Source organism: Moorella sp. E306M (assembly GCF_006538385.1).
Classification (GTDB): domain Bacteria; phylum Bacillota; class DSM-521; order Neomoorellales; family Neomoorellaceae; genus Neomoorella.
In genome coordinates this window covers 1753091-1773189 of the sequence record NZ_BJKO01000001.1, presented here as the reverse complement: position 1 = coordinate 1773189, position 20099 = coordinate 1753091, and the positions used below count along the sequence as shown (strand labels likewise).

The window sequence follows — 20099 nt, the reverse complement described above, 5'->3', positions numbered from 1 at the left end:
GGGATTTGGCAGCAGTAAAGATCGATGTCCAGCATATAAACAAGGCCTACACCGACAGTAAGGGGCAACGCCGTCCGGTACTGGTTGACATCCAACTTCAGGTGCAGGACGGCGAATTTCTCTGCCTGCTGGGTCCCAGCGGATGCGGTAAAAGCACCCTGTTAAGCATCATGGCCGGGTTTGAACGGTCCGACCAGGGTCAGGTGCTGATTGACGGGCGGCCGGTAACCGGACCGAACCCTCGTTACATCACCATTTTTCAAAACTACGGCCTGTTTCCATGGCGCACGGTGCTGGGCAACGTGGAATACGGCCTGGAGGTAAAAGGGGTGCCCGCCCCCCAGCGGCGCGCCACAGCTATGGAGTATATTCGCCTGGTAAAACTGGAATCATTTGCTTACCACCACCCGCACCAGCTATCCGGGGGCATGCAGCAGCGGGTAGCCCTCGCTAGAGCATTAGCGGTAGACCCCGATGTTATTTTTATGGATGAACCGTTTGGCGCGCTGGATGCCATCACCCGCATCCAAATGCAAGAGGAACTGGTGCGTATCTGGCAGGAAAAACAAAAGACCATCGTCTTCGTCACCCACGATATTGACGAGGCGGTCTTCCTGGCGGACCGGGTAGTACTTTTTACCGCCCACCCGGGCCGGATTAAAAATATAATCCCTGTTGATATCAGCCGGCCCCGGGATCGCAGCCGCTCAGATTTTGCTGACCTGCGGGACCAGATCTTCACTGCCTTCCAGATGAAACACAAGGAAGAATTGGAATACTATATCTGAACGCCTGTAATGTGGTATACCGGTGCACTTTAAGATTAAAGGCTCCGTCCCTGGTGGCGGAGCCTTTAACTCTTACTTTTTCATGGTAATAGTATGTCGGGGGACAAAAGTTCCACATGCCGTATCGTCGGATACAGTAATCATGTGATCCATAGCTGTCGGGCGAACCTGGATACTGGAGGCCTTGCACTCGCTTCCTTCCTGGTAAAGGCAATCGTCTACCGAGCACTTGATACGGGGCACTACTATCACCTCCTCCGCTAGAGATAGAATACCCTTTAAAGGTTAATTTATACACAAAAATACCCGTCAACTCCGGGAGCAAGCTGCTAAGTCATGAAGCCTGCCGTAATGACGGCTAATAATATACTTTCCGGCAGGGCAGGTGCCACCCGGAGAACAGCCAAGCCGGCCATTAACGCCAGGCCTGAACCCAGGAGAATGCCGGCCAGTGAGGAACCTTTTCCTCCTGGCCGGGTATATATCACGCCGGCCGTGAAGTTTCACGCCGCTCACGTTAAATACATAGCCATAATGTTATTCCCTTGCCGAGAAGCTTCGGTCATTCCGCCGTTGATACATCACCCCGCCTATTGCCATCGCCAGGAGAATTATTTGTGGGAAAAGGGTCTGCCAGGTGGGGTAAATCCCCAGGAGGTCTATTGCTGGAACGCCCGGTACAGGCGTTACGCCTACAAATCCGGCTTCCTGCAGTTCTTTAACGCCATCGCCGGCAAAAACAAAAGCCAGGTAGTAAAGCAGGAGGCTGGTGCCCAGGAAGAAAGGCTTCATGGGTATCTTTAAACTCCCGTAACGGACCAGCAGAAAGACGGCGACCAGGGCCACACAACCCAGGGCAAAGCCCAGCCAAATCATACCTGTAGCGCTACCGGTGTTACTTAATAAGGCCTGGTAGAAGAGAACCGTTTCCGCTCCTTCACGGTAGACGGCCAGGAAAGCAGCGGCCCCCAGGGCTAGGGTGCTGCCACTGCTCAAAGAGTCCTGAACTTTATCTTCAATATAACGTTGCCAGGCTTTTGTTCCGGCCTTCCCTACCATCCAGTGGCTGACGGAGAAAAGGACTACTGTTGCCAGCAGCATGGTTATGCCTTCCAGGACTTCCTGGCTGGCACTGCTGACTCGAAAGACTATTTGTAAGGCTATGGCCGTCACGAGACTGGCCAGCACAGCCAGGACGGAGCTGGAGTAGATAGTACCTACTTTGTGGCCGTTACCTGATTTGATCAGGTAGGCGATTATGGCACCGATGATCAGGATAGCTTCAAAGCCTTCGCGGATTAAAATAAGAAAGGATGAAAGGAATATCTCAAATGGGTTTTGTTCCGTACCGTCCAGCCGGGCAGCATCTTCCCGCAGCATCACAACCAGTTCCCCGATGGCCCGTTCAACCTGGGCAACGGGCATCTGGTTAGTCATCATCTTTTTAATGTTGCTAAACTCATCTTCCAGCACGGCAGCCCGGCGACCTGAAATGTTGGATAGTATCGCCCTTTCCATGCCTTCCTTTTCAAATAAGTCAAAGTACGCATCGTTAACCAGTCCTTTGGCCTTCTCTATATCTCCCTGCCGGTAGGCATTGAGGGAATGCTGCATCACATCCTCTATATCGTGTGCAACTTTTTTCCATGCTATTGCCGCCAGGCCCGTGCGTTGCCAGGCCAGGATAAGTATCAGTAACACCAGAATGGTTAGCAACACTCGACGCATTATCCCTACCCACTTTCTGTCAAGATTCTTTACTATTGCCCGTAGAGCCCTTAAGCCGGCCGACCACGGTCAAGCCGGCCCACCCGATTGATATTGATTCCCATTCTCATTGAAAAAATATAAAGCTTGAGCCTCAACCTAAAGGGCACCCCCTCATTGATAATGATTTTCATTCTTTACGTTACTAATTATATTTACCACTCCTGCCAATGTCAAGTTATCCGGTAAAAACACTTTTATTTAAGGGGCGACTTGTCGAGAGCAGGTATGATAATGGGTATACCTGAAAAGTTATTTTGTGGGCGGGAGCCGAGTATTCCAGAACGGGATTAAAACAAAAACAGGCGTAAGCAGTTGCCAATACGCCTGCTAATTGCCTGCAATATTGTTATCTTAAAACCGGTGGTCTGCTTTTCCGTCCGGATTAAAAGGACAACTGGCCCTATAATTCCCATTTAAACTCGCGTACTGGTACACCACCTAGGTTATTGATACTTAAGGTTAACTCTCTTACAGGTTCGTTGGCAGGAACTTTGAAACGGATCATGCCTTCCGGATGATGGAAATCCTGGTATACAAATTCCCAGGTGCCCTGGCCGGCATCGCGACCGTTGACCTTTAAAGACGTGTTTCCGCTAAAGTTAAATTCCATCAGGTTGCCGGAATGGGCTGTCAAAGCTATATTAAAAACAAAGTTGGTAGCCAGGTCCTTCTCCTCCTCTGGAGTCAATTTTTGTCCAAGGGCTTGCAAATATTCAGGTGTTAACCAGATAACTTCAACCTCAATCCCGCCCTGGAAATCCTGACGTTCATAAAACCTGGTATCAGAAGGCCTGCCGGGTAGCGGCGACCGATTACCTGGCGGCTTTTGACTCTTATCCTGGTTATTTTGGTCGGGGTTAGTTTTCGGCTGGCTTGCGGTGGCCGCTGTCTTTTCTTCTCCGGCCTGACCTGTCCGGGAATTTTCCGGGGCATTTGTTCCTCCAGTATTTACCTGCTCCTGGGAAACCCGGGGTACTTCTTTAACTTCTTTTTTGCTCTGTCCGCAGCCAGACAGGAAGACAGCTATCACGATAACGGTACTAGTAAAAATTATAAATAATAGGCTTCTGTGCTTTTTCATTGCGTGCTCCACCTTCCTCTACCTGGCAACTGGAGGTACCGTAATTTTGGCCGCCACCCGTGATGGCCAGAGGTTATTTCTGGCGATGATCCGTAACATAAGATAAATACCTAGCAAATTGATACTGATACCCAGCCACATAAGAGGATATCTGTACTGTTCAAAAAAGATTGCCGCCCCAGAAGCACCAATAACAGGTAACAAGTCCCCAACGTGATGCAGGCAGCAAGCCAGCATGGAAACTGTCGAGGTACCGGTGCCCGAAGCAGCCACTGCACCTGCACCACCTACCCGCACCAGTTTTTGTAGTTGCCGGATATAGACAAAAAGGCCTACCTGAATCCCAAACCCGACCGCAATGGCCCCAACATAAAAGCGATCCTGCCTCAGGAGTTCAAGGCTATGTTGCCATGAACGGGAGCTGATACCAACCAGCAAAAAATAGAAAGCCATTAAGGCGAGGGCCGCTATGATTCCGGTTATTACTGCTGATTTTAAGCCCAAGTTTTTAGCTGCACTCATTCAACCGCCCCCTGTAGTAATATTGTTGCCTCTATTGTAGCTGCTAATTGTGATATGTTTTTGATGTAAAATAGAAGATAGTATAAAGACTCCTTACAACGGTAAAAGGAATTAACCCTGCCTTTAAAATGAACCCACCCGGCGGGACCGATATGATGTGCTAAGATTTTGTAGTTTTTGTGAAGTTCCTTGACACCGGATAGCTTGATAAATATAATCGGCATAGGATACCGGTGGTGGGTAGTCGAAAGCGATGGGGGTATACAAAGTGGAACCAGCTAAAGTCATGGAAATCTTAGAACAAATTACTTCCCAACGGATTTATATTGAAGCTGATGAACTGGATGAACTTTTGCAGAACGGGCCGTGTGCAAATATGGTCATCTTGGATATCCGTAATGCTGAAGCCTTCCAAGCAGTAAGAATAAGATATTCCTGGAATCTACCCTGGGATCAAATTGGCGTTGCCCTGAAATCCATTCCTCAAGACAAGACTTTGCTACTTGTCTGTAATACCGGACAGAGAGCCTCACTGATAGGGTCTCTGCTAACCCTGTTAGGATATAGAATTGCTATTCTTCATGGTGGTATTAACGAGTATATCGATCTGAATGGAGCGTTTCTGGAGAGATCACCTGTTAGAAAACTGGCGTAGGACGAAAGTTGCCCCAGGGATCGCACCAGAAAGTGGCCCGGTAACGAGGTAACAGGGAGAAACATTTAGATGCCGGCACGAAGATGCTAAAGTTAGAGGGGTAGCGAATGCGACGGGTACTTTTTTCTTTAGGTCCCTTGCCAATAAACACTTTCGGTTTTATGATCGCTCTGGGCGTCCTGGCAGCCGTCTTTATCATTTTACGGGAGGCCAGGCGGAAAGGATTAAACGAAGATAAGGTCCTTGATTTTACTTTATTGGCCCTTATTTTAGGCATTATCGGCGCCCGGGTCGGCTACGTAGTTATTGCCGATCCCGTCTATTACTGGCAAAATCCATGGCAATTCTTCCACCTCCAGGCTGGCGGTCTTTCCATCCAGGGAGCGCTGGTCGGGGGCGTATTAGCGGGCCTAATCTTTTGCCGACGCCAGCGCATACCCTTCTGGCGGTTGGCCGATATTGTTGCACCAGGACTGGCCCTGGGAATTGCTATTGGCAGGGTAGGTTGTGACGTTTTCGGCCGCCCAATGGGCAGCGCCTGGCCCTGGGGGGTTATGGTCAACGGGCAACTGCTCCACCCGGCCCAGGTCTATGAGTTTATCCTCGACTACCTCCTTCTCTTCTACCTGTGGCGGCGAAGGAAGAAAATTACCTATGAGGGCCAGCTCTTTATCCACTTTATTATCCTCTATGCTGCCATCAGGGGACTAGTAGAGTTTGTACGTTACAACCCGCTGGTGTTAGGCCCCCTGTCCGTAGCCCATGTGACCAGCCTGGTGTTTATTGCTACTGCCGCCCTGGCCAGTATGATCTTGAAGAAACGTACCAGACCGCCGGAAAACTCCGGCGCTCCCGTGGTGGACGCCACAGCTGAACTTCGGGGTCTGGTAGCAGCTATAGAAGACCGGCTTGCGGTGCAACTTTTAGTCCTGGTTTTGCTGATTGGTCTGTCCCTCACAGTCTTTTATAGCCTGGGACCATAAGATCTCCATGCCGCAAACTATAGACAGGATAAAACATGTTCTAGTACAATTTTATATAGGCTACCACCACGAGGAGGGATCAAAATTGACCAGGAAGCGCTGGATGCTGAGGGCAGTTGCCCATTGCAAAGAAGGCTGCTGAATTTAGTCCCGGGCATGACGTTAAACTGCCCAGTTGAAACCAAGGAGCCGGCCTTCCCCTTCCCTAAAAGAAAGGGGAAGGCTTTTATAATGCACCGGACAGGACGGCTAATCACCCAAAAAGGAAGGTGTTATTTGCAATAGATTTCAATAGACTTAATCGCCCGGGAAATTGTAACGCCGGTTGGGAAAAACGCCCAAAAAAATTTTGTAGTTTTTGTGAAGTTCATTGACAGTATGTGGCCATCAAAATATAATCAAGATAAAGATACCGGTGGGGGGTAGATTAAATGTTGACCTAGCCGGCAAGACTCATTTTATCTGATATTTTATAATCACTTACCCGGTGGTGAAAAATAGTGTCTAACAGTGAAAAGATTGGCCCTGTCAAGGTAAGTTTCGCCGTCCATGGTATGACCTGTGCGGCCTGCGTGGCCAAAGTGGAAAAGGCTCTAAAAAATATGGCGGGTGTAGTGGACGCCCGTGTCAACCTGGTTGCCGGGAAGGCAACCGTGGAATATTTCCCGGACCAGGTCAGCGTGCCTCAGATGGCCAAGACCATCCAGGCCCTCGGCTATGAGGTACCGGAAGAGGAAGTCCTCCTGACAGTAAGGGGAATGAGTTGTGCCGCCTGTGTGGCCAAGGTGGAAAAAGCCGTTAAAGCCCTGCCCGGCGTAACTTCAGTAGTAGTGAACCTGCCAGCAGAATCGGCCAGAGTCCGGTTCTACCCCGGGGCCGTGGACAAGGGGCGCATTAAAAAGGAAATCAACGCCCTGGGGTATGAAGCTACGGAGAAGCTCACCGGCCAGGCCGCCCTGGACCAGGAGAAAGAGGCCCGGGAGAGGGAGATCCGGTTCCAGCGCCGCAATATGTGGATTGCCTGGCCCCTGGCAACCCTGGTGATGCTCGGTATGTTCCGCGATGTATGGATTTTCCCCTACTTTATACCAGAATGGCTGGGGAACGTGTATGTGCTGTGGGCTTTAACCACACCTGTCACTTTTATCCCCGGCTGGCAGTTTTTCGTTCACAGTTGGAACGGCCTTAAACGTGGAACTACGGATATGAACCTCCTCTATGCGACGGGTATTGGTGCGGCCTATATCATCGCCACCATCAATACCCTCTGGCCTGAGGCCGGTTTCGGGGGGCGCGGAGCCACTTTCTTCGAGTCTGCCGCATTGCTTACCGCCTTCATCGTCCTGGGCCGTTACCTGGAAGCTATTACCCGCGGCCGTACTTCCGAGGCCATCCGCAAGCTCATGAGCCTGCAGGCCAAAACCGCCCGGGTTATCCGGGACGGCCGGGAAATGGAGATTGCTGCCGATGAAGTCGAGGTAGGAGATGTTGTCGTGGTCCGTCCCGGTGAAAGCATCCCGGTGGACGGAGAAGTCATCGAAGGTTATTCGGCCGTGGACGAATCCATGATTACCGGCGAAAGTATTCCGGTAGAAAAACGTCCTGGTTCCCAGGTCGTGGGGGCGACTATCAACAAGACCGGTTCCTTCAAGTTCCGGGCCACCCGGGTCGGGAGCGAAACGGCCCTGGCCCAGATTATCAAGATGGTGGAGGAAGCCCAGGCTTCCAAAGCTCCCATTCAAAAACTGGCCGATTTTGTGGCCGGCCACTTTATCGCCGGTGTCCACGTGCTGGCCCTGATCGTGTTCCTGTTCTGGTTCTTTATTGGCTATAACGCCTTCTTCTTGCCCGATAGCCGCTTTATCCTCTCGCCCTATAGCCTGGCTGAAATCGGCGTCTTCGGTTTCGCCCTTCTGCTTTCGGTAACCACTCTGGTCATATCCTGCCCCTGTGCCTTAGGTCTTGCCACCCCCAGTGCGATTATGGCCGGTACAGGTAAGGGGGCTGAAAACGGCATCCTCTTTAAGGGAGCCGATGCTGTGGAGGCGTGCAGCAAGCTGAATGCCATTGTTTTTGATAAAACGGGGACCTTGACTAAAGGCGAGCCTTCGGTCACCGATGTGATCGCCGCCCCGGGTTTTGAGAAACGCGAGGTCCTGCGGCTGGCCGCCATGGCCGAAAAACCCTCCGAGCATCCCCTGGGCGAGGCCATTGTCCGCGGCGCCGGGGAGGAAGGCTTAGGATTAGAGGAAGTACAGGACTTTGAAGCCATTCCAGGCCATGGTGTCAGAGCCACTTACCAGGGTCAGGAAATCCTTTTAGGCAACCGCCGTTTGATGCAGCAGCATAACATCAATGTGGGCGATCTGACCGCGCAGATGGAAAAACTTGAAGAGCAGGGCAAAACCGCTATGCTGATAGCCGTAAACGGTAAAGCCGCCGGTATTATTGCCGTGGCCGATACCCTGAAGGAAAACGCGAAAGTCGCTATTGAACGGTTGCACAGGATGGGCATTAAGGTGGCCATGATTACCGGTGATAACCGACGTACGGCCCAGGCTATTGCCCGTGAGCTCGGTATCAAGACCGTCCTGGCCGAGGTCTTGCCCCGGGATAAAGCCGAGGAAGTAAAGAAACTCCAGGCCCAGGGTCTTAAAGTGGCCATGGTGGGTGACGGCATTAACGACGCTCCGGCCCTGGCCCAGGCTGACGTCGGGATTGCCATTGGCTCCGGAACCGATGTGGCCAAGGAAACAGGTGACATCATCCTCATCAAAGACGATATTCGCGATGTGGTGGGAGCCCTCGAAATCGGCCGCGCCACCATGCGCAAGATCAAGGAGAACCTGGTATGGGCTTTTATCTACAATATATCGGGTATTCCCATTGCAGCCGGCCTGCTGTACCCCTTTACCGGGCTGATTGTCAGCCCCGAACTGGCGGCGTTCTTCATGGCCATAAGTTCGGTTTCGGTTACACTAAATACACTCCTTTTAAAGCGCTTCCAGCCCTCCCTGCGGAAAGATGCCGCCAAAGCAGAACATCATAGGCAGCTGGCCCACCAAATGGGTTAATGAGGAGGTAAAACAGGATGCAAGATCTGGAAGCGAAAGCCGCAAGGCAGGCGGCGACAATTTACACCGGTATCTCGCTGGCGCTGGCCCTGCTTTTCCTGGTAATCACCTTCCTTGACGGGAGAACCTATACGGCTGTGGCCCGTATAGGCGGAACGATATGGGTTTTCATCTTGACCATGATTATTACCATGCCCATTATCATTCCTTACGTCAAGAAGAAAGTGCTGGGATAAGGGGTTGCCAGAGCTAATTTTACAGGTTATAGCGGGGACAGGTTTCCACCTGTCCCTTTTCATTTCCATTATTATCAGCGGCAACTGGATACGTTTTTTAAGGCAGCAGTATACCAAGGGTGTTGTTATGCCCATGTAAATTAGGATAAAATAGGTAGGGACACAGCACGTAACGTGGAGGTCAAAAGACATATGAGTTTACTGGAAACCTCCGGCAGGGCGCAAGCTATAATGAGCCGCTACTTCTGGCGTTATCTTTTTTTAAGCCTGCGTCCCAAACAGTGGACGAAAAATGCCTTTGTCTTTGCCCCCATCCTTTTTTCCCGCCACCTGCTGGATTTTCCCCTTCTGGTACGCACCATCCAGGTGTTTGTCATTTTTTGCCTCCTATCCGGAGGCACTTATCTGGTTAATGACCTGGTCGACCGGGAAAGGGACCGCCGCCATCCCCGCAAGAAGCACCGCCCCATTGCCGCCGGCCTGCTGGCTCCCCTACCGGCGGCTGCGGCAGCCGTCATCATCCTGGCCGGTAGCCTCACCTGGGCCTTCACTTTGAGCTGGCAGGTGGGCCTAATAAGCCTCACCTATGCCCTCCAGACCCTGGCCTATTCCTTTTATTTAAAGGATATGGTCCTCATTGATGTCTTCATCGTCGCTCTTGGTTTCGTCCTACGGGTGACGGCCGGCGCGGCGGCCATCATGGTACCGGTTTCGGCCTGGTTGCTCATTGCTGTTATCCTTCTGGCCCTTTTCCTGGCTTTATGTAAACGCCGCCATGAATTAGTCCTCCTGGACAACGCTACCGCCCACCGGCGAATCCTGGCTGAGTATTCCCTGGTACTCTTGGACCAGCTTATCGCCACAGTTACCTCGGCCACCGTTGTCGTCTATGCCATTTACACCTTTATCGGCGCTGCCCGGCCCCAGCTAATGTATACCGTACCCCTGGTTCTCTTTGGCATCTGCCGCTACCTGTACCTGACCTACCACCGCCAGGGCGGCGGCGAGCCGGAAAGCCTGGTCCTCAAAGATAAGCCCCTGGCAGCCACCATCCTCCTCTGGGCGGCCAGCTGCTTTGTCATCCTGTACTGGTTATAAGGTTGTGAAGCCTCTGATACCTAAAATAAAAACAGCAGCAGCGAGCGGCAACCGGAGGGTTGGTATTTGAACTGGATGGCCTTTACTAGCGGCAATTTAATAGTTCTTCTCACGGCCTTTTTCTTGACCCGTCGCCGGAGTCTGGCCCCCGCTGAAAAGTTTCTGGCTATTTTTACCCTGGCTGCAGGGCAAATCGTATTCACCATGCTCCTGGCCGGTACCGTATTGCGCCTGACAACTGCCAACCTGCTGGTGTTAAATTTAATTCTGCTTGCCGCTGCAATCCTCATGGAGCGCCTCTTCCCTGGCCCCCGGTATCCTTACCAATTCCGGCTTTATGCCTGCTGGCGCCATAATTTCTGGGCCAGGCTTTTACTTTTCCTGGCCTTGCTGGAAACCATCTGGCTCGTATTCCTGGGATACCTGTTTCCCCCCTATGCCTGGGACAGCCTCTATTATCACCTGACGGCAGTGGCCACCTGGCTAAAGGCCGGTCGGATTGTTTTAAGCCCCTATACCATCTGGGCCAACGTGTATCCCATGAATACCGAGCTTATCTTTGCCTGGAACATGCTGCTTGCCGGCAGCGACCTTCTGGTTGACCTGACCCAGCTGCCCTTTGCCCTGGCCGGAGGAGTGGCCGTCTATGCCCTGGGGCGCGCAACCGGTTTGCGACAGACCAACAGCGCCGTAGCAGCCTGCCTTTTTTTCCTGACGCCCATTGTCCTGGTCCAGAGCAAGACCTGCTATGTGGATGTCGCCTTTGCGGGCATGTTCTTGGTGGCCTTTTACTTTGCTTACCGCTATTACCATGACCCGCGGCGCGCCTATTTACTCCTGGCCGCCCTGGCCGGCGGCCTGACTTTCGGGATAAAGGCTTCCGCCGCTCCCTATGTGGCGGTAGTTTTTCTCTTTATCATCGCGGGCAACCGGGCGGCCAGGCGGGCAGCCAACCAGCCTTACAGGCAAAACCTGCTCCTTTCCCTGGTTATCTTTGCCGGAGCCCTGCTCGTGTGGGGCAGTTTCTGGTACCTGCGTAACTGGCTGGCGTACGGCAACCCCTTTTTCCCCTTTACGTTTAAAGTGCTGGGGTATACCCTCTGGCCAGGCCAGGGCAGCGTAACCGACCTGGTTATGGTAAAAAATACGCCTCCGGAACTGGCAGGCCTGCCTTTCTGGCAGCAGTTATTGCGTTCCTGGCAGGAAACCAGTGGTCCCTACACCTTTGACCAGCGCCTGGGAGGCTTCGGCCCTCAGTGGCTCTACCTGGAAGCGCCGGCCCTGCTTGTGACCCTTATCCTGGCGCTGGTCGAGAGGCAGCGGCGCCTCCTGCTCATCCTCCTGCCTCTGACCCTGCTGTTCTCGCTCCAGCCGTCCAGCTGGTGGACACGTTATACCATCTTCATTGTCGCCGCCGGGACTTTGAGCCTGGCTTACCTGGAGGAGAGGTTGCCCCGTTTTTGGGCGCAGCCCTTGCGGGCCGCTACCCTGGCCCTGGTTCTCATCTCCCTGGCCGGCAGCTTAACCCACGGTTATTTCACCCCCCAGGTAATAGCCCGCTTCCTGGCCCTGCCCCCGGAGCAACGTACCTTTTTCCAGATCACACCCTGGGGTGATGAGTTGGCCTGGGTTGATCGGGTGCCTCCTGGTTCGCGCATCGCTTTTACGGAAACAGCCTTCCCCTACCTGCTGTTTGGCCCCCGCCTGGAAAACCGGGTCTACCGCGTCATTGCTACTTCGGAAGCGGACATGCTGGCCCAACTGCAAGCCTGGGACAGCCAGTATTTCTTAACAACAACTACCTCCCTTTATTACCGCTGGGCGCAAAAAAATCCGCAGGTCTTACAGCCATTTTTTACCTGCGGCGATTATGTAACCTTTAAGGTGATGAAGTAGGCATACCAGCTTTCTAGATAGAAAAAAGCCGCCTCGCTTCGCTCTCGAAGCAAGGCGGCCTCGCTGCCGGGTAAGAGCCACGCAGCCAGCAAACCGGGCGGCTCCGGCGTAGTTGCAGCCTTTACCTCATCGTTGCCGCCAGGAGGGCCTTGATGGTGTGCAGACGGTTTTCGGCTTCATCGTAGATTACCGATTGCGGGCCGTCCATAACTTCTTCCGTCACTTCAACGCCCCGGTCGGCCGGCATACAATGCATGTAAATAGCATCCTTATGGCCGAGCTTCATGCGGCGGCCATCCATTACCCAGGTATTGTATTTTTCAATCAGATCCAGGCCTTCCTCCCTGCTGCCGGTATAGGCAATGGGGCCCCAGCTCTTGGCATAAATAATATGGGCATCTTTACAGGCTTCGTCCATGTCATGGACAATATTAAATTTGACGCCGTTTTCTTCCGCATTTTTCTTCGCCTGTTCTACAATTTCAGGTAATAAATGGAACTCGGGCGGATGGGCCAGGGTGACATTCATGCCAAAACGGCTCATCAGGAGGATAAGGGATTGGGGCATGGACAGGGGCCGGATATAATTAGGTGCGTAAGTCCAGCTAATGGTGAAATTGAGGCCTCGCGTGTTTTTACCGAACTTCTCCTGGATGGTCATGATATCAGCCAGGGCCTGGGTGGGATGGTATAAATCGCACTGCATGTTGATAACGGGGATGCGGGAATATTTGGCCAGCTCCCGGATATAGGCGTTTCCTTGTTTGTAAGTGCAGTAACGTACGCCCAGACCATCACCAAAGCGGCTTAAGACTTCTACCGTATCCTTGGCCGTCTCGCCATGGCCAATCTGGGTTGCCGAGGGAGTCAAGAAAATGGCATGCCCGCCCAGTTGAGTCATACCGGTTTCGAAGGCGTTACGGGTACGGGTGGAGTTTTCAAAAAAAAGCATATAAAAGGTTTTATCCTCGAGAAGGCGGTGTTTTTCTCCTAAGGCTTTACGCCTTTTTAGATCAAAGGCAATATCCAGCACCGTATCGATTTCTTCTTTGGTCCACTCCTGCAGGGTAATCAGGTGTCTCCCGCGTAAATCGGTCTGCATATTGTTCCCCCCGTTAAGCTAAATTTTGCTTAATTAATTAAATCACGTTTAATCCAATTCAACTTTTTTTAGTAAAATCCTGCCGGGTAAAGAAAAAATTTTAAACACGGCCGGGAATAAAGCGGCCCTGGCCGGCCTGACCCAGGAAACGTCCGTGATCATAAATAAGCCGGCCCCGCAGGTAGGTTGCTTCCGGGTAGCCCAGAAGGTTAAAACCTTCAAAGACAGTGTAACCGGCCGCCGAATGAAGGTTTGCCGCCGTCAGGGTAATCTGCCGGCGGGGATCAAAAATTACCACGTCGGCGTCGCTCCCCGGCCTGAGGCTTCCCTTGCGCGGGTAAAGGCCGAAAAGGCGGGCCGGGTTGGTGGATAGCACCCTCACCAGCTGAGGCAGGGTCAGCCAGCCGTTGCGGACCCCAAAGGAATAAAGCAGGGGTAATAAAGTTTCCGTCCCAGGTACGCCGGAGGGAGTGTTATAAAAGGCCGTACCGGCGGCCTTCTGCTCCCGGCTGTAGCTGCAGTGATCGGTAGCCACCACCTGGAGGGCGCCGGCGGCCAGGTGTCGCCAGAGGCTCTCGTTATCGGCTGCTGTTCTTAAAGGCGGGCACATCAGGTAAAGGCGGCTGTCCGGTCCGGCGTATTTATCCCCGGTCAGGAGCAGGTAATGGGGGCAGGTTTCGCCGTAGACCTGCTGGCCTTTGCTGCGGGCGGCGGCAATGGCTTCCGCGCCGCCCATGGTTGAGACGTGAACGATATAGACAGGTGCTCCGGCTTCCCCGGCCAGGGCAATAACGTCCTGGATGGCCTTGACCTCTGCCGTTGCCGGGCGGCTCAAGGCATGGTAGGCCGGGTCCGTCCGGCCGGCGGCGATTAACTCTTCCCTCTTAGCTGTAACTATTTCATGATCCTCACAGTGAACCGTGACCAGGGCCCCGAGCCGGCGCGCTATTTTCAGCAGGCGGCCTATGGCGGCAAGGCTCAGGCGCTGGGCATAGGTGGTAAATACCTTGAAGCTGGTAACACCCTTGTCAACGACAGCCTTGAGTTCCGCTTCATCTTCCTCCTGGCCGGGCAGGACCACCTGGTGCAGGCCGTAATCGACGCAGGCCTGTTCCCTGGCTTCATCCAGGCGCTTGTTCAGGGATGCAGTCAAAGATTCCGCCGGGCTTGCCGGCTCGGCATAATCGATGACGGTAGTGACGCCACCGCAGGCAGCCAGCCGTGTCCCGGTAAACCAGTCGTCGGCCGTCATGAGCTCACCGATGGGCATCTGGTAATGGACATGGGCATCAATGGCTCCGGGCATTATATATTTGCCGGTTACGTCCCGGACTACCGCACCTTCCGCAGTCAAATCCGCACCTACGGCGGCAATCTTTTCTCCCTTAATGGCCACGTCGGCCTGCTCGACCCGTTCGGCGGTGACAACCCACCCGCCCTTCAGCAAGAGGTCCACTTTAACCCCTCCCCCAAAAGTAGGGTTCTGCCAGAAATGTACCTTCTGGTGGGGATATGACCCTGCGCCGCTCAGAAGCTCCGGGACATATCCCTACCCATAATTGGGCAATTTTAAATCCCCCAGTGCTTTATGAAGGGCCTCCAGGGAGGGTGCCACCCGGACGGGCTCCCCGGCAGCCTTGATGGCATTGGCCACGTCTTTGAGTCCATTGCCGGTTACCAGGACGACTACCCTTTCCCCCGGCTTAATAATCCCTTCCCGGACGGCTTTGATGAGGCCGGCCGTACCGGCCACCCCGGCCGGTTCACCGAAAACGCCGCTCGTCCGGCCCAGGACCCGCATGGCCGCCAGTATTTCTTCATCGCTAACATTAATCATAGTCCCTCGGGAATCACGAACGGCCCGCAGGGCCTTTTCGGGATTGCGGGGTACGCCGACGGCAATGCTGTCTGCCAGGGTATTTTCTTCCATAGGACGCACCCTGGTGCCCTCCCGGAAGGCACGGGTAATAGGACAGCAGCCTTCGGCCTGGACCCCCAGCATCCGTGGCAGCTTCTCAATCCAGCCAGCTTTTTTCAGGTCCACCCAGGCCTTCCAGGCCCCGGCCATGGTACAGCCATCACCCACTGAAAGCACTACCCAGTCGGGTACTTCCCATTGCAGCTGTTCGGCCACCTCCAGGCAAGCGGTCTTCTTGCCTTCCACCAGGTAGGGGTTAATGGCTGCATTGCGGTTATACCAGCCGTGTTCCTCTATGGCGGCCGCCGAAAGGCGAAAGGCGTCTTCATAGGAGCCCTGGACGCTAATGACCGTAGCCCCGAAGATCAAGAGCTGGGCCACCTTGCCCTGGGGTGCCCGGCCGGGGACAAAGATCACGGCCTTCAGGCCCACGGAAGCCGCCGCTCCGGCGAGGGAGGAAGCGGCATTGCCGGTGGAAGAACAGGCCACCACCCCCGCCCCTTCAGCCAGGGCCCGGGCCACGGCCACGGCCGAGGGCCGGTCCTTCAGGGAGCCAGTAGGATTAATCCCATCATCTTTAATATATAACTCCTTTAAACCCAGCTCGGCCGCCAGGCGCCCGGCCCGGTAAAGAGGACTCCAGCCTACCCTTAAAGGCGGCAGGGGTCCCTCCTGGGCCACCGGCAGGAAAGGACGGTAGCGCCACATAGAAGGCTCCCTGTTGCCGGCCAGGCTCTCTTTAGAAATATATTTGTTAATATAGTCATAATCATATTCCACGTCTAAGATACCGTCAGTTGATCCGCAGATGGGGCAGGTATAAAAGCCGGGCCGGGGCTGATAAGTCCGGCTGCAATTAATGCAGCGCAACTGGGTTATATTGCTCACCTCAGGTCATCTCCTACGAAAATAACTGATCAATCTTACTTCCCATTTCGCGCATACGGTGTTCCTTCCAGGGGCAGGTGCAGGCGCAATTTGCCGTCGCGGCGGTAGTAGGCGCCGGCGACGGCCGCCGCCGTGGGAATGGTCGCCAGCTCGCCAATACCCTTGGCGCCATAGGCATAGGGAGTGCCGCCCTTTTCAATCAGGTGCACCTCCATCTGCGGTACCTGGTGGCTCCGCAAGAGCCCCAGCCTGCCGAGAGTCTGGCGTACAGGTATTCCATCCTGTACCGGAAAGTCTTCCGTCAGGGCATAGCCCAGGCCCATGACAATGCCCCCTTCAATCTGACCCTCCAGGTTTAAGGGGTTAATGGCCCGGCCCACATCATAGGCAGCCACTACTTTAGCCACGCGTCCCTCCTCATCTAGAATGGCTACCTGGGTGGCATAGCTGTAGCCGACATGGGTTACAGGGTGCTCCTTGTTGGAATTAAGGGGATCAGTGGCGCCGTAGAATTCGCCCTGGAAAACCCGGCCTTCCAGGTCGGCAAGGGTTCGGCCTTTCAAGGCTGCCGCCAGGTCCGCCGCCGCCCGGCGGGTTGCTTCCCCGGTAAAGAGGCTCTGGCGGGAAGCCGTGGTGCAGCCGGCGTCGGGAGTCCGGGCCGTATCGGCAAGGACGCAATCAATGAGCGTTGCCGGCAGTCCGGTAGTCTCGGCGACAATCTGGATGAGGACCGCCTCCAGTCCCTGACCCATGCAGGCCGCACCGGAGTAGATTTTTACCCTTCCGCCGCTGACCGCCAGCCTGGCCCGGCCCACATCGCGAGTACCAACACCGAGGCCGACATTTTTAAAACCGCAGGCAATGCCGGCGTAAGGGCTGCTTTCAAAGGCTTCCTTGACGGCCAGCAGGGTGTCTTTCAAGCCGATGTCGGCGCTGACTACCTGCCTGGTGCCCAGGGTGTCGCCCGGTTCCAGGGCGTTCTGCCAGCGGATTTGCCAGGGGGATAGGCCGGCAGCTTCTGCCAGGAGGTTCATCTGGCTCTCCATGGCAAAGTTGGACTGGGGTACCCCAAAACCGCGGAAAGCCCCGGCCGGGGGGTTATTGGTATAGACGGCCCGGCCGCGAATGGTCACGTTGGGGATGCGGTAGGGACCGGTAGCATGGGTGCAAGCCCGCTCCAGCACCTGAGCCCCCAGGGAAGCATAAGCGCCGGTGTCGGCCACCAGATCGGCCACCAGGGCCACCAGGTTACCTTTCTCATCGCACCCTGTCGTCATGGTAATGGTCATGGCATGGCGCTTGGGGTGGCAGAGGATACTTTCCCGTCGGGTCCAGGTGAGCTTCACCGGTTTCTTGGTTGCCCAGGCCAGCAGGGCGGCATGGTGCTGGACGCTCAGGTCCTCTTTGCCGCCAAAAGCGCCGCCAACACACTTGTTGACAACCCGTACCTTTTCCGGCGGTAAGTTCAGGAGAGAAACCAGCTGGGTATGGATCTCGTAAACGCCCTGGGTGCTAGTGTATACCGTCAGGCCGCCGTCCTCCGGTACCGCCAGGGCACTCTCCGGCTCCAGGAAGGCGTGTTCCGTAAAGGGCGTGGTATAAGTATTGGTTACCACGTGGGCGCAAGACTTTAAGGCTGCCTCAGCGTCACCTTTTTTGACCACCGTTTCGCTTAATAAATTACCTTTGGGGTGCAGGGCCGGCGCCCCCGGCGCCAGGGAGTCTTGGGGCGAAGTCAGGTGGGGCAATTCTTCATAATCAACTTTAATATAGTCCAGTGCCGCCCGGGCTTCCTGTAAGCTTCTGGCCGCCACCAGGGCCAGGGCATCGCCGGCATAGCGGGTTTCCTCACCTACCGCCACTAGTGCCGGCCAGTCTTTAAAGATATGCCCCTGATAGCGCTCTCCCGGGATATCGTCCGCCGTGAGGACGGCCACCACTCCGGGCTGCTCCTTAGCCGCCGTGACATCAATGGCCTTTACCTTCGCCCGGGCACAGGGCAGGCGAAAAACGGCGCCGTAAAGCATGCCAGGCACCTGCATGTCGTCGACAAAGACGGCTTCCCCCAGGACTTTGGCCCTGGCATCGGGCCGGAAAAAGGCTTTGCCCATACCGGCCGGTTCACCTGCCCGGGGCTCAATCTCGCCCCTTAAAGCGCGGCCGGCCAGCAGTACAGCGTCAATTATCTTCTGGTAACCGGTACAACGGCAGAGGTGGGCCTTGAAGGCCTGGCGGATTTCCTCTTCGCTTGGGAAAGGCTGCCGTTCGAGGAGGGCTTTGGCTTCCATGACCATCCCCGGCGTACAAAAGCCGCACTGCACGGCCCCGGCCGCCGTAAAGGCAAAAGTATAAATCTCCTTTTCCCGCGGGCTCAAGCCCTCGATGGTAATGATCTCCCGACCGGCGGCCTTGGCGGCCAGCGTCCGGCAGGCCCGAACCGCCTTTCCCCCCAGGAGTACAGTGCAGGCACCGCAGGTACCTTCGCCACAACCGTTTTTGGCCCCCGTTAGCCGTAAATCCTCCCGTAACACTTCCAGCAAGGTAGCGTCCGGGTGAACATCAACCACCCGTCGCTGGCCATTAACCTGCAATTCCAGCCGCATGCCGTTCCCCCCGTTCGGCTTGGTTTCCCGGTTGCTAGGTGCAGTCCCCTCCTGCAGGTAAAAGGGATTTTAACGCATCTCTTTTATTTTCGCGTCGTAATATTCAACTTTGGCGTACTCGTCATCCCAGAAGGAGGGGCTCTTCATGGCGTCCAGGTATTCTCTGGTGTACCCGAAGGGCAACCAGTCTTTCTCCTTCTGCTGGAAGAGCCGTTCCTTGGCCTCCGCCCTGCGGGTGTCCAGAATATAATGGGTATGGGCCTTGAGGAAAATATCTTTAAACCAGCGTTCCAGGACAAAGTCCTCAATTTCCAGGGTCCGCCGGGCCAGATCCTCCAGCACGGAAGGATAGCGGTCAAAACCGTCGGTGGCAACGGTCACCACATTATCGCCGGGGCCTAAACGCAGGTATTTGGCCATCTTAATGGCGCCCAGGATGTTGCAAATGCCGGAAGGACCGAAATTGTCGCGTAAGGCCAGGGCATCGGCTTCTTTGACACCATTCTTCATCAGGACTTCGGTACCATCCTGAAAGACCTTCAAGCCCCGGACGGTATCTTCATCGTGGATGAGGACAATAAAATCCGTATTGAGGACGTTATGGATGAGGGTACACATCTTGTCGCCGATACCCTCAATGCGATGCTGGCCGCGGCCCCCGTTATACAGGGTGGAACACTCATAGGGCTCCAGGGCCGCCACTTTACATTCCGGGAAAGCCTTTTTAATCTGATCGCCGGCACCCAGCGTCCCCGCCGAACCGGGAGCCGAAATAAAGCAGGCGATACGGCCGTTACCGATACCCCGGACGGCCTCAATGGCGGCATTGCCGGTAACGTGGCGGTGGAAGCGGTAGTTGGGCAACAGCTCAAACTGGGCCAGAGCATAATTTTTCGGATCTTTTTTCAGCTCATAGGTGCGCTGCAGGGTCAAAATAACGTCGGACTCCGTGCCGGGAGTGAGGTCCAGCTCGCCGCCGTACTTGCGGATGCGTTCATAACGTTCCTTGCTCATGTTGTCGGGCATGATGACTACCGCCCGGAAGCCCAGGAGCTTGCAGATATAGGCCACGCCGATGCCGAAATTACCCGTTGAGGGCCCCAGGATGGTATGTTCACCGGGCTTGATGACGCCGTCAACGCAGCCTTCAATCAGGGTAGCGTAGGCCGGGCCCACCTTGTGGGAGCCGGATGGGAAGCCCCGGCCCAGGAGGACAACGATATTGGCGTCCACCCCAGTTACTTCCGGGGGCAGCACCATTTTCCGCACCTGGTTGTTTTCGTCTTTCCAGGTGATGTTGAACAGGTTAATGGGGTCCAGCTCATCCTCCTTGAGGGCTTTTAAGGCTCGCTGTCTTATTGCCGGGTCAATTTGCGCCGGGTCGCACATCTCCGTGAAGGTCGGGCCAAAGGGAATTTTACCCGCCATATGGTTCCCTCCAGTTAAATGTAATATTACTGAGTGCAAAAAACTTCACTCATACTT

Annotated in this window: 18 protein-coding genes; 8 read left to right on the top strand and 10 right to left on the bottom strand. The window is 54.7% G+C overall.

What is annotated here, in order from left to right; all coding sequences use genetic code 11:
• Nucleotides 1–5: 5 nt before the first annotated feature.
• Nucleotides 6–788 carry an ABC transporter ATP-binding protein gene (locus FLZ89_RS09250; protein WP_141262798.1) on the top strand — a complete coding sequence of 261 codons (783 nt, stop codon included), beginning with the start codon at nt 6–8 and terminating at the stop codon, nt 786–788.
• Nucleotides 789–860: 72 nt separating this feature from the next.
• On the opposite strand, the gene FLZ89_RS09245 is transcribed toward FLZ89_RS09250, so the two are convergent.
• The 5 genes from FLZ89_RS09245 to FLZ89_RS09230 all read right to left on the bottom strand — a co-directional run bounded on the left by FLZ89_RS09245 (nt 861) and on the right by FLZ89_RS09230 (nt 4161).
• Nucleotides 861–1031 carry a DUF1540 domain-containing protein gene (locus FLZ89_RS09245; RefSeq protein ID WP_141262799.1) on the bottom strand — a complete coding sequence of 57 codons (171 nt, stop codon included), beginning with the start codon at nt 1029–1031 and terminating at the stop codon, nt 861–863.
• Nucleotides 1032–1117: 86 nt separating this feature from the next.
• The gene (locus FLZ89_RS15710) at nt 1118–1276 is read right to left on the bottom strand and encodes a hypothetical protein (protein ID WP_172613532.1); all 159 of its coding nucleotides are present in this window, start codon (nt 1274–1276) and stop codon (nt 1118–1120) included.
• A 49-nt stretch (nt 1277–1325) separates the two neighbouring features.
• Nucleotides 1326–2516, bottom strand: a complete 1191-nt coding sequence (locus FLZ89_RS09240) for an FTR1 family iron permease (RefSeq protein ID WP_141304845.1) — start codon at nt 2514–2516, stop codon at nt 1326–1328.
• Between the two features lie 442 nt (nt 2517–2958).
• Nucleotides 2959–3639 (bottom strand): hypothetical protein, encoded by a 681-nt coding sequence (locus FLZ89_RS09235; protein WP_141304844.1) that lies wholly within the window; start codon nt 3637–3639, stop codon nt 2959–2961.
• 18 nt (nt 3640–3657) lie between these two features.
• Nucleotides 3658–4161: a hypothetical protein gene (locus tag FLZ89_RS09230; RefSeq protein ID WP_172613531.1), complete on the bottom strand. Its 504-nt coding sequence runs from the start codon at nt 4159–4161 to the stop codon at nt 3658–3660.
• Nucleotides 4162–4447: 286 nt separating this feature from the next.
• Here FLZ89_RS09230 and FLZ89_RS09225 point away from each other — a divergent pair, with 286 nt between their 5' ends.
• The 7 genes from FLZ89_RS09225 to FLZ89_RS09200 all read left to right on the top strand — a co-directional run bounded on the left by FLZ89_RS09225 (nt 4448) and on the right by FLZ89_RS09200 (nt 12103).
• The gene (locus FLZ89_RS09225) at nt 4448–4816 is read left to right on the top strand and encodes a rhodanese-like domain-containing protein (RefSeq protein WP_172613530.1); all 369 of its coding nucleotides are present in this window, start codon (nt 4448–4450) and stop codon (nt 4814–4816) included.
• Nucleotides 4817–4923: 107 nt separating this feature from the next.
• Nucleotides 4924–5799 (top strand): prolipoprotein diacylglyceryl transferase, encoded by an 876-nt coding sequence (lgt, locus tag FLZ89_RS09220; protein WP_141304843.1) that lies wholly within the window; start codon nt 4924–4926, stop codon nt 5797–5799.
• 500 nt (nt 5800–6299) lie between these two features.
• A complete protein-coding gene (locus tag FLZ89_RS09215) occupies nt 6300–8873 on the top strand; it encodes a heavy metal translocating P-type ATPase (protein ID WP_256369508.1) in 2574 nt (857 codons plus the stop codon).
• Between the two features lie 17 nt (nt 8874–8890).
• Nucleotides 8891–9109 carry a hypothetical protein gene (locus tag FLZ89_RS09210; protein ID WP_141262804.1) on the top strand — a complete coding sequence of 73 codons (219 nt, stop codon included), beginning with the start codon at nt 8891–8893 and terminating at the stop codon, nt 9107–9109.
• A gap of 4 nt (nt 9110–9113) precedes the next feature.
• Nucleotides 9114–9248: a hypothetical protein gene (locus FLZ89_RS16315; RefSeq protein WP_256369507.1), complete on the top strand. Its 135-nt coding sequence runs from the start codon at nt 9114–9116 to the stop codon at nt 9246–9248.
• Between the two features lie 53 nt (nt 9249–9301).
• Complete coding sequence (locus FLZ89_RS09205) at nt 9302–10207, top strand: decaprenyl-phosphate phosphoribosyltransferase (RefSeq protein WP_141304842.1); 906 nt, start codon at nt 9302–9304, stop codon at nt 10205–10207.
• Between the two features lie 66 nt (nt 10208–10273).
• Entirely contained in the window at nt 10274–12103 is a 1830-nt protein-coding gene (locus FLZ89_RS09200; protein ID WP_141304841.1) for a glycosyltransferase family 39 protein, read from the top strand.
• Between the two features lie 121 nt (nt 12104–12224).
• Here the strand turns inward: FLZ89_RS09200 and argF are convergent, their stop codons facing one another.
• The 5 genes from argF to FLZ89_RS09175 form a co-directional block, all read right to left on the bottom strand.
• On the bottom strand, nt 12225–13205 hold the full coding sequence (gene argF, locus FLZ89_RS09195) for an ornithine carbamoyltransferase (RefSeq protein ID WP_141262807.1): 981 nt from the start codon (nt 13203–13205) through the stop codon (nt 12225–12227).
• A gap of 100 nt (nt 13206–13305) precedes the next feature.
• The gene (hydA, locus tag FLZ89_RS09190) at nt 13306–14661 is read right to left on the bottom strand and encodes a dihydropyrimidinase (RefSeq protein WP_141304840.1); all 1356 of its coding nucleotides are present in this window, start codon (nt 14659–14661) and stop codon (nt 13306–13308) included.
• Between the two features lie 93 nt (nt 14662–14754).
• The gene (locus FLZ89_RS09185) at nt 14755–16011 is read right to left on the bottom strand and encodes a threonine synthase (RefSeq protein ID WP_141304839.1); all 1257 of its coding nucleotides are present in this window, start codon (nt 16009–16011) and stop codon (nt 14755–14757) included.
• A 35-nt stretch (nt 16012–16046) separates the two neighbouring features.
• Nucleotides 16047–18614: a selenium-dependent xanthine dehydrogenase gene (xdh, locus tag FLZ89_RS09180; RefSeq protein ID WP_141304838.1), complete on the bottom strand. Its 2568-nt coding sequence runs from the start codon at nt 18612–18614 to the stop codon at nt 16047–16049.
• A gap of 69 nt (nt 18615–18683) precedes the next feature.
• Nucleotides 18684–20042, bottom strand: a complete 1359-nt coding sequence (locus FLZ89_RS09175) for a PLP-dependent cysteine synthase family protein (RefSeq protein ID WP_141304837.1) — start codon at nt 20040–20042, stop codon at nt 18684–18686.
• Nucleotides 20043–20099: the final 57 nt, after the last annotated feature.

Excerpts from the sequence above, each read along its gene's own strand:
- FLZ89_RS09205 (WP_141304842.1), top strand. The coding sequence starts at position 9,302 with ATGAGTTTACTGGAAACCTCCGGCAGGGCGCAAGCTATAATGAGCCGC.
- FLZ89_RS09175 (WP_141304837.1), bottom strand. The coding sequence starts at position 20,042 with ATGGCGGGTAAAATTCCCTTTGGCCCGACCTTCACGGAGATGTGCGAC.
- xdh (WP_141304838.1), bottom strand. The coding sequence starts at position 18,614 with ATGCGGCTGGAATTGCAGGTTAATGGCCAGCGACGGGTGGTTGATGTT.
- argF (WP_141262807.1), bottom strand. The coding sequence starts at position 13,205 with ATGCAGACCGATTTACGCGGGAGACACCTGATTACCCTGCAGGAGTGG.
- FLZ89_RS09235 (WP_141304844.1), bottom strand. The coding sequence starts at position 3,639 with ATGAAAAAGCACAGAAGCCTATTATTTATAATTTTTACTAGTACCGTT.
- FLZ89_RS09240 (WP_141304845.1), bottom strand. The coding sequence starts at position 2,516 with ATGCGTCGAGTGTTGCTAACCATTCTGGTGTTACTGATACTTATCCTG.
- FLZ89_RS09210 (WP_141262804.1), top strand. The coding sequence starts at position 8,891 with ATGCAAGATCTGGAAGCGAAAGCCGCAAGGCAGGCGGCGACAATTTAC.
- FLZ89_RS09230 (WP_172613531.1), bottom strand. The coding sequence starts at position 4,161 with ATGAGTGCAGCTAAAAACTTGGGCTTAAAATCAGCAGTAATAACCGGA.
- lgt (WP_141304843.1), top strand. The coding sequence starts at position 4,924 with ATGCGACGGGTACTTTTTTCTTTAGGTCCCTTGCCAATAAACACTTTC.
- FLZ89_RS09225 (WP_172613530.1), top strand. The coding sequence starts at position 4,448 with ATGGAAATCTTAGAACAAATTACTTCCCAACGGATTTATATTGAAGCT.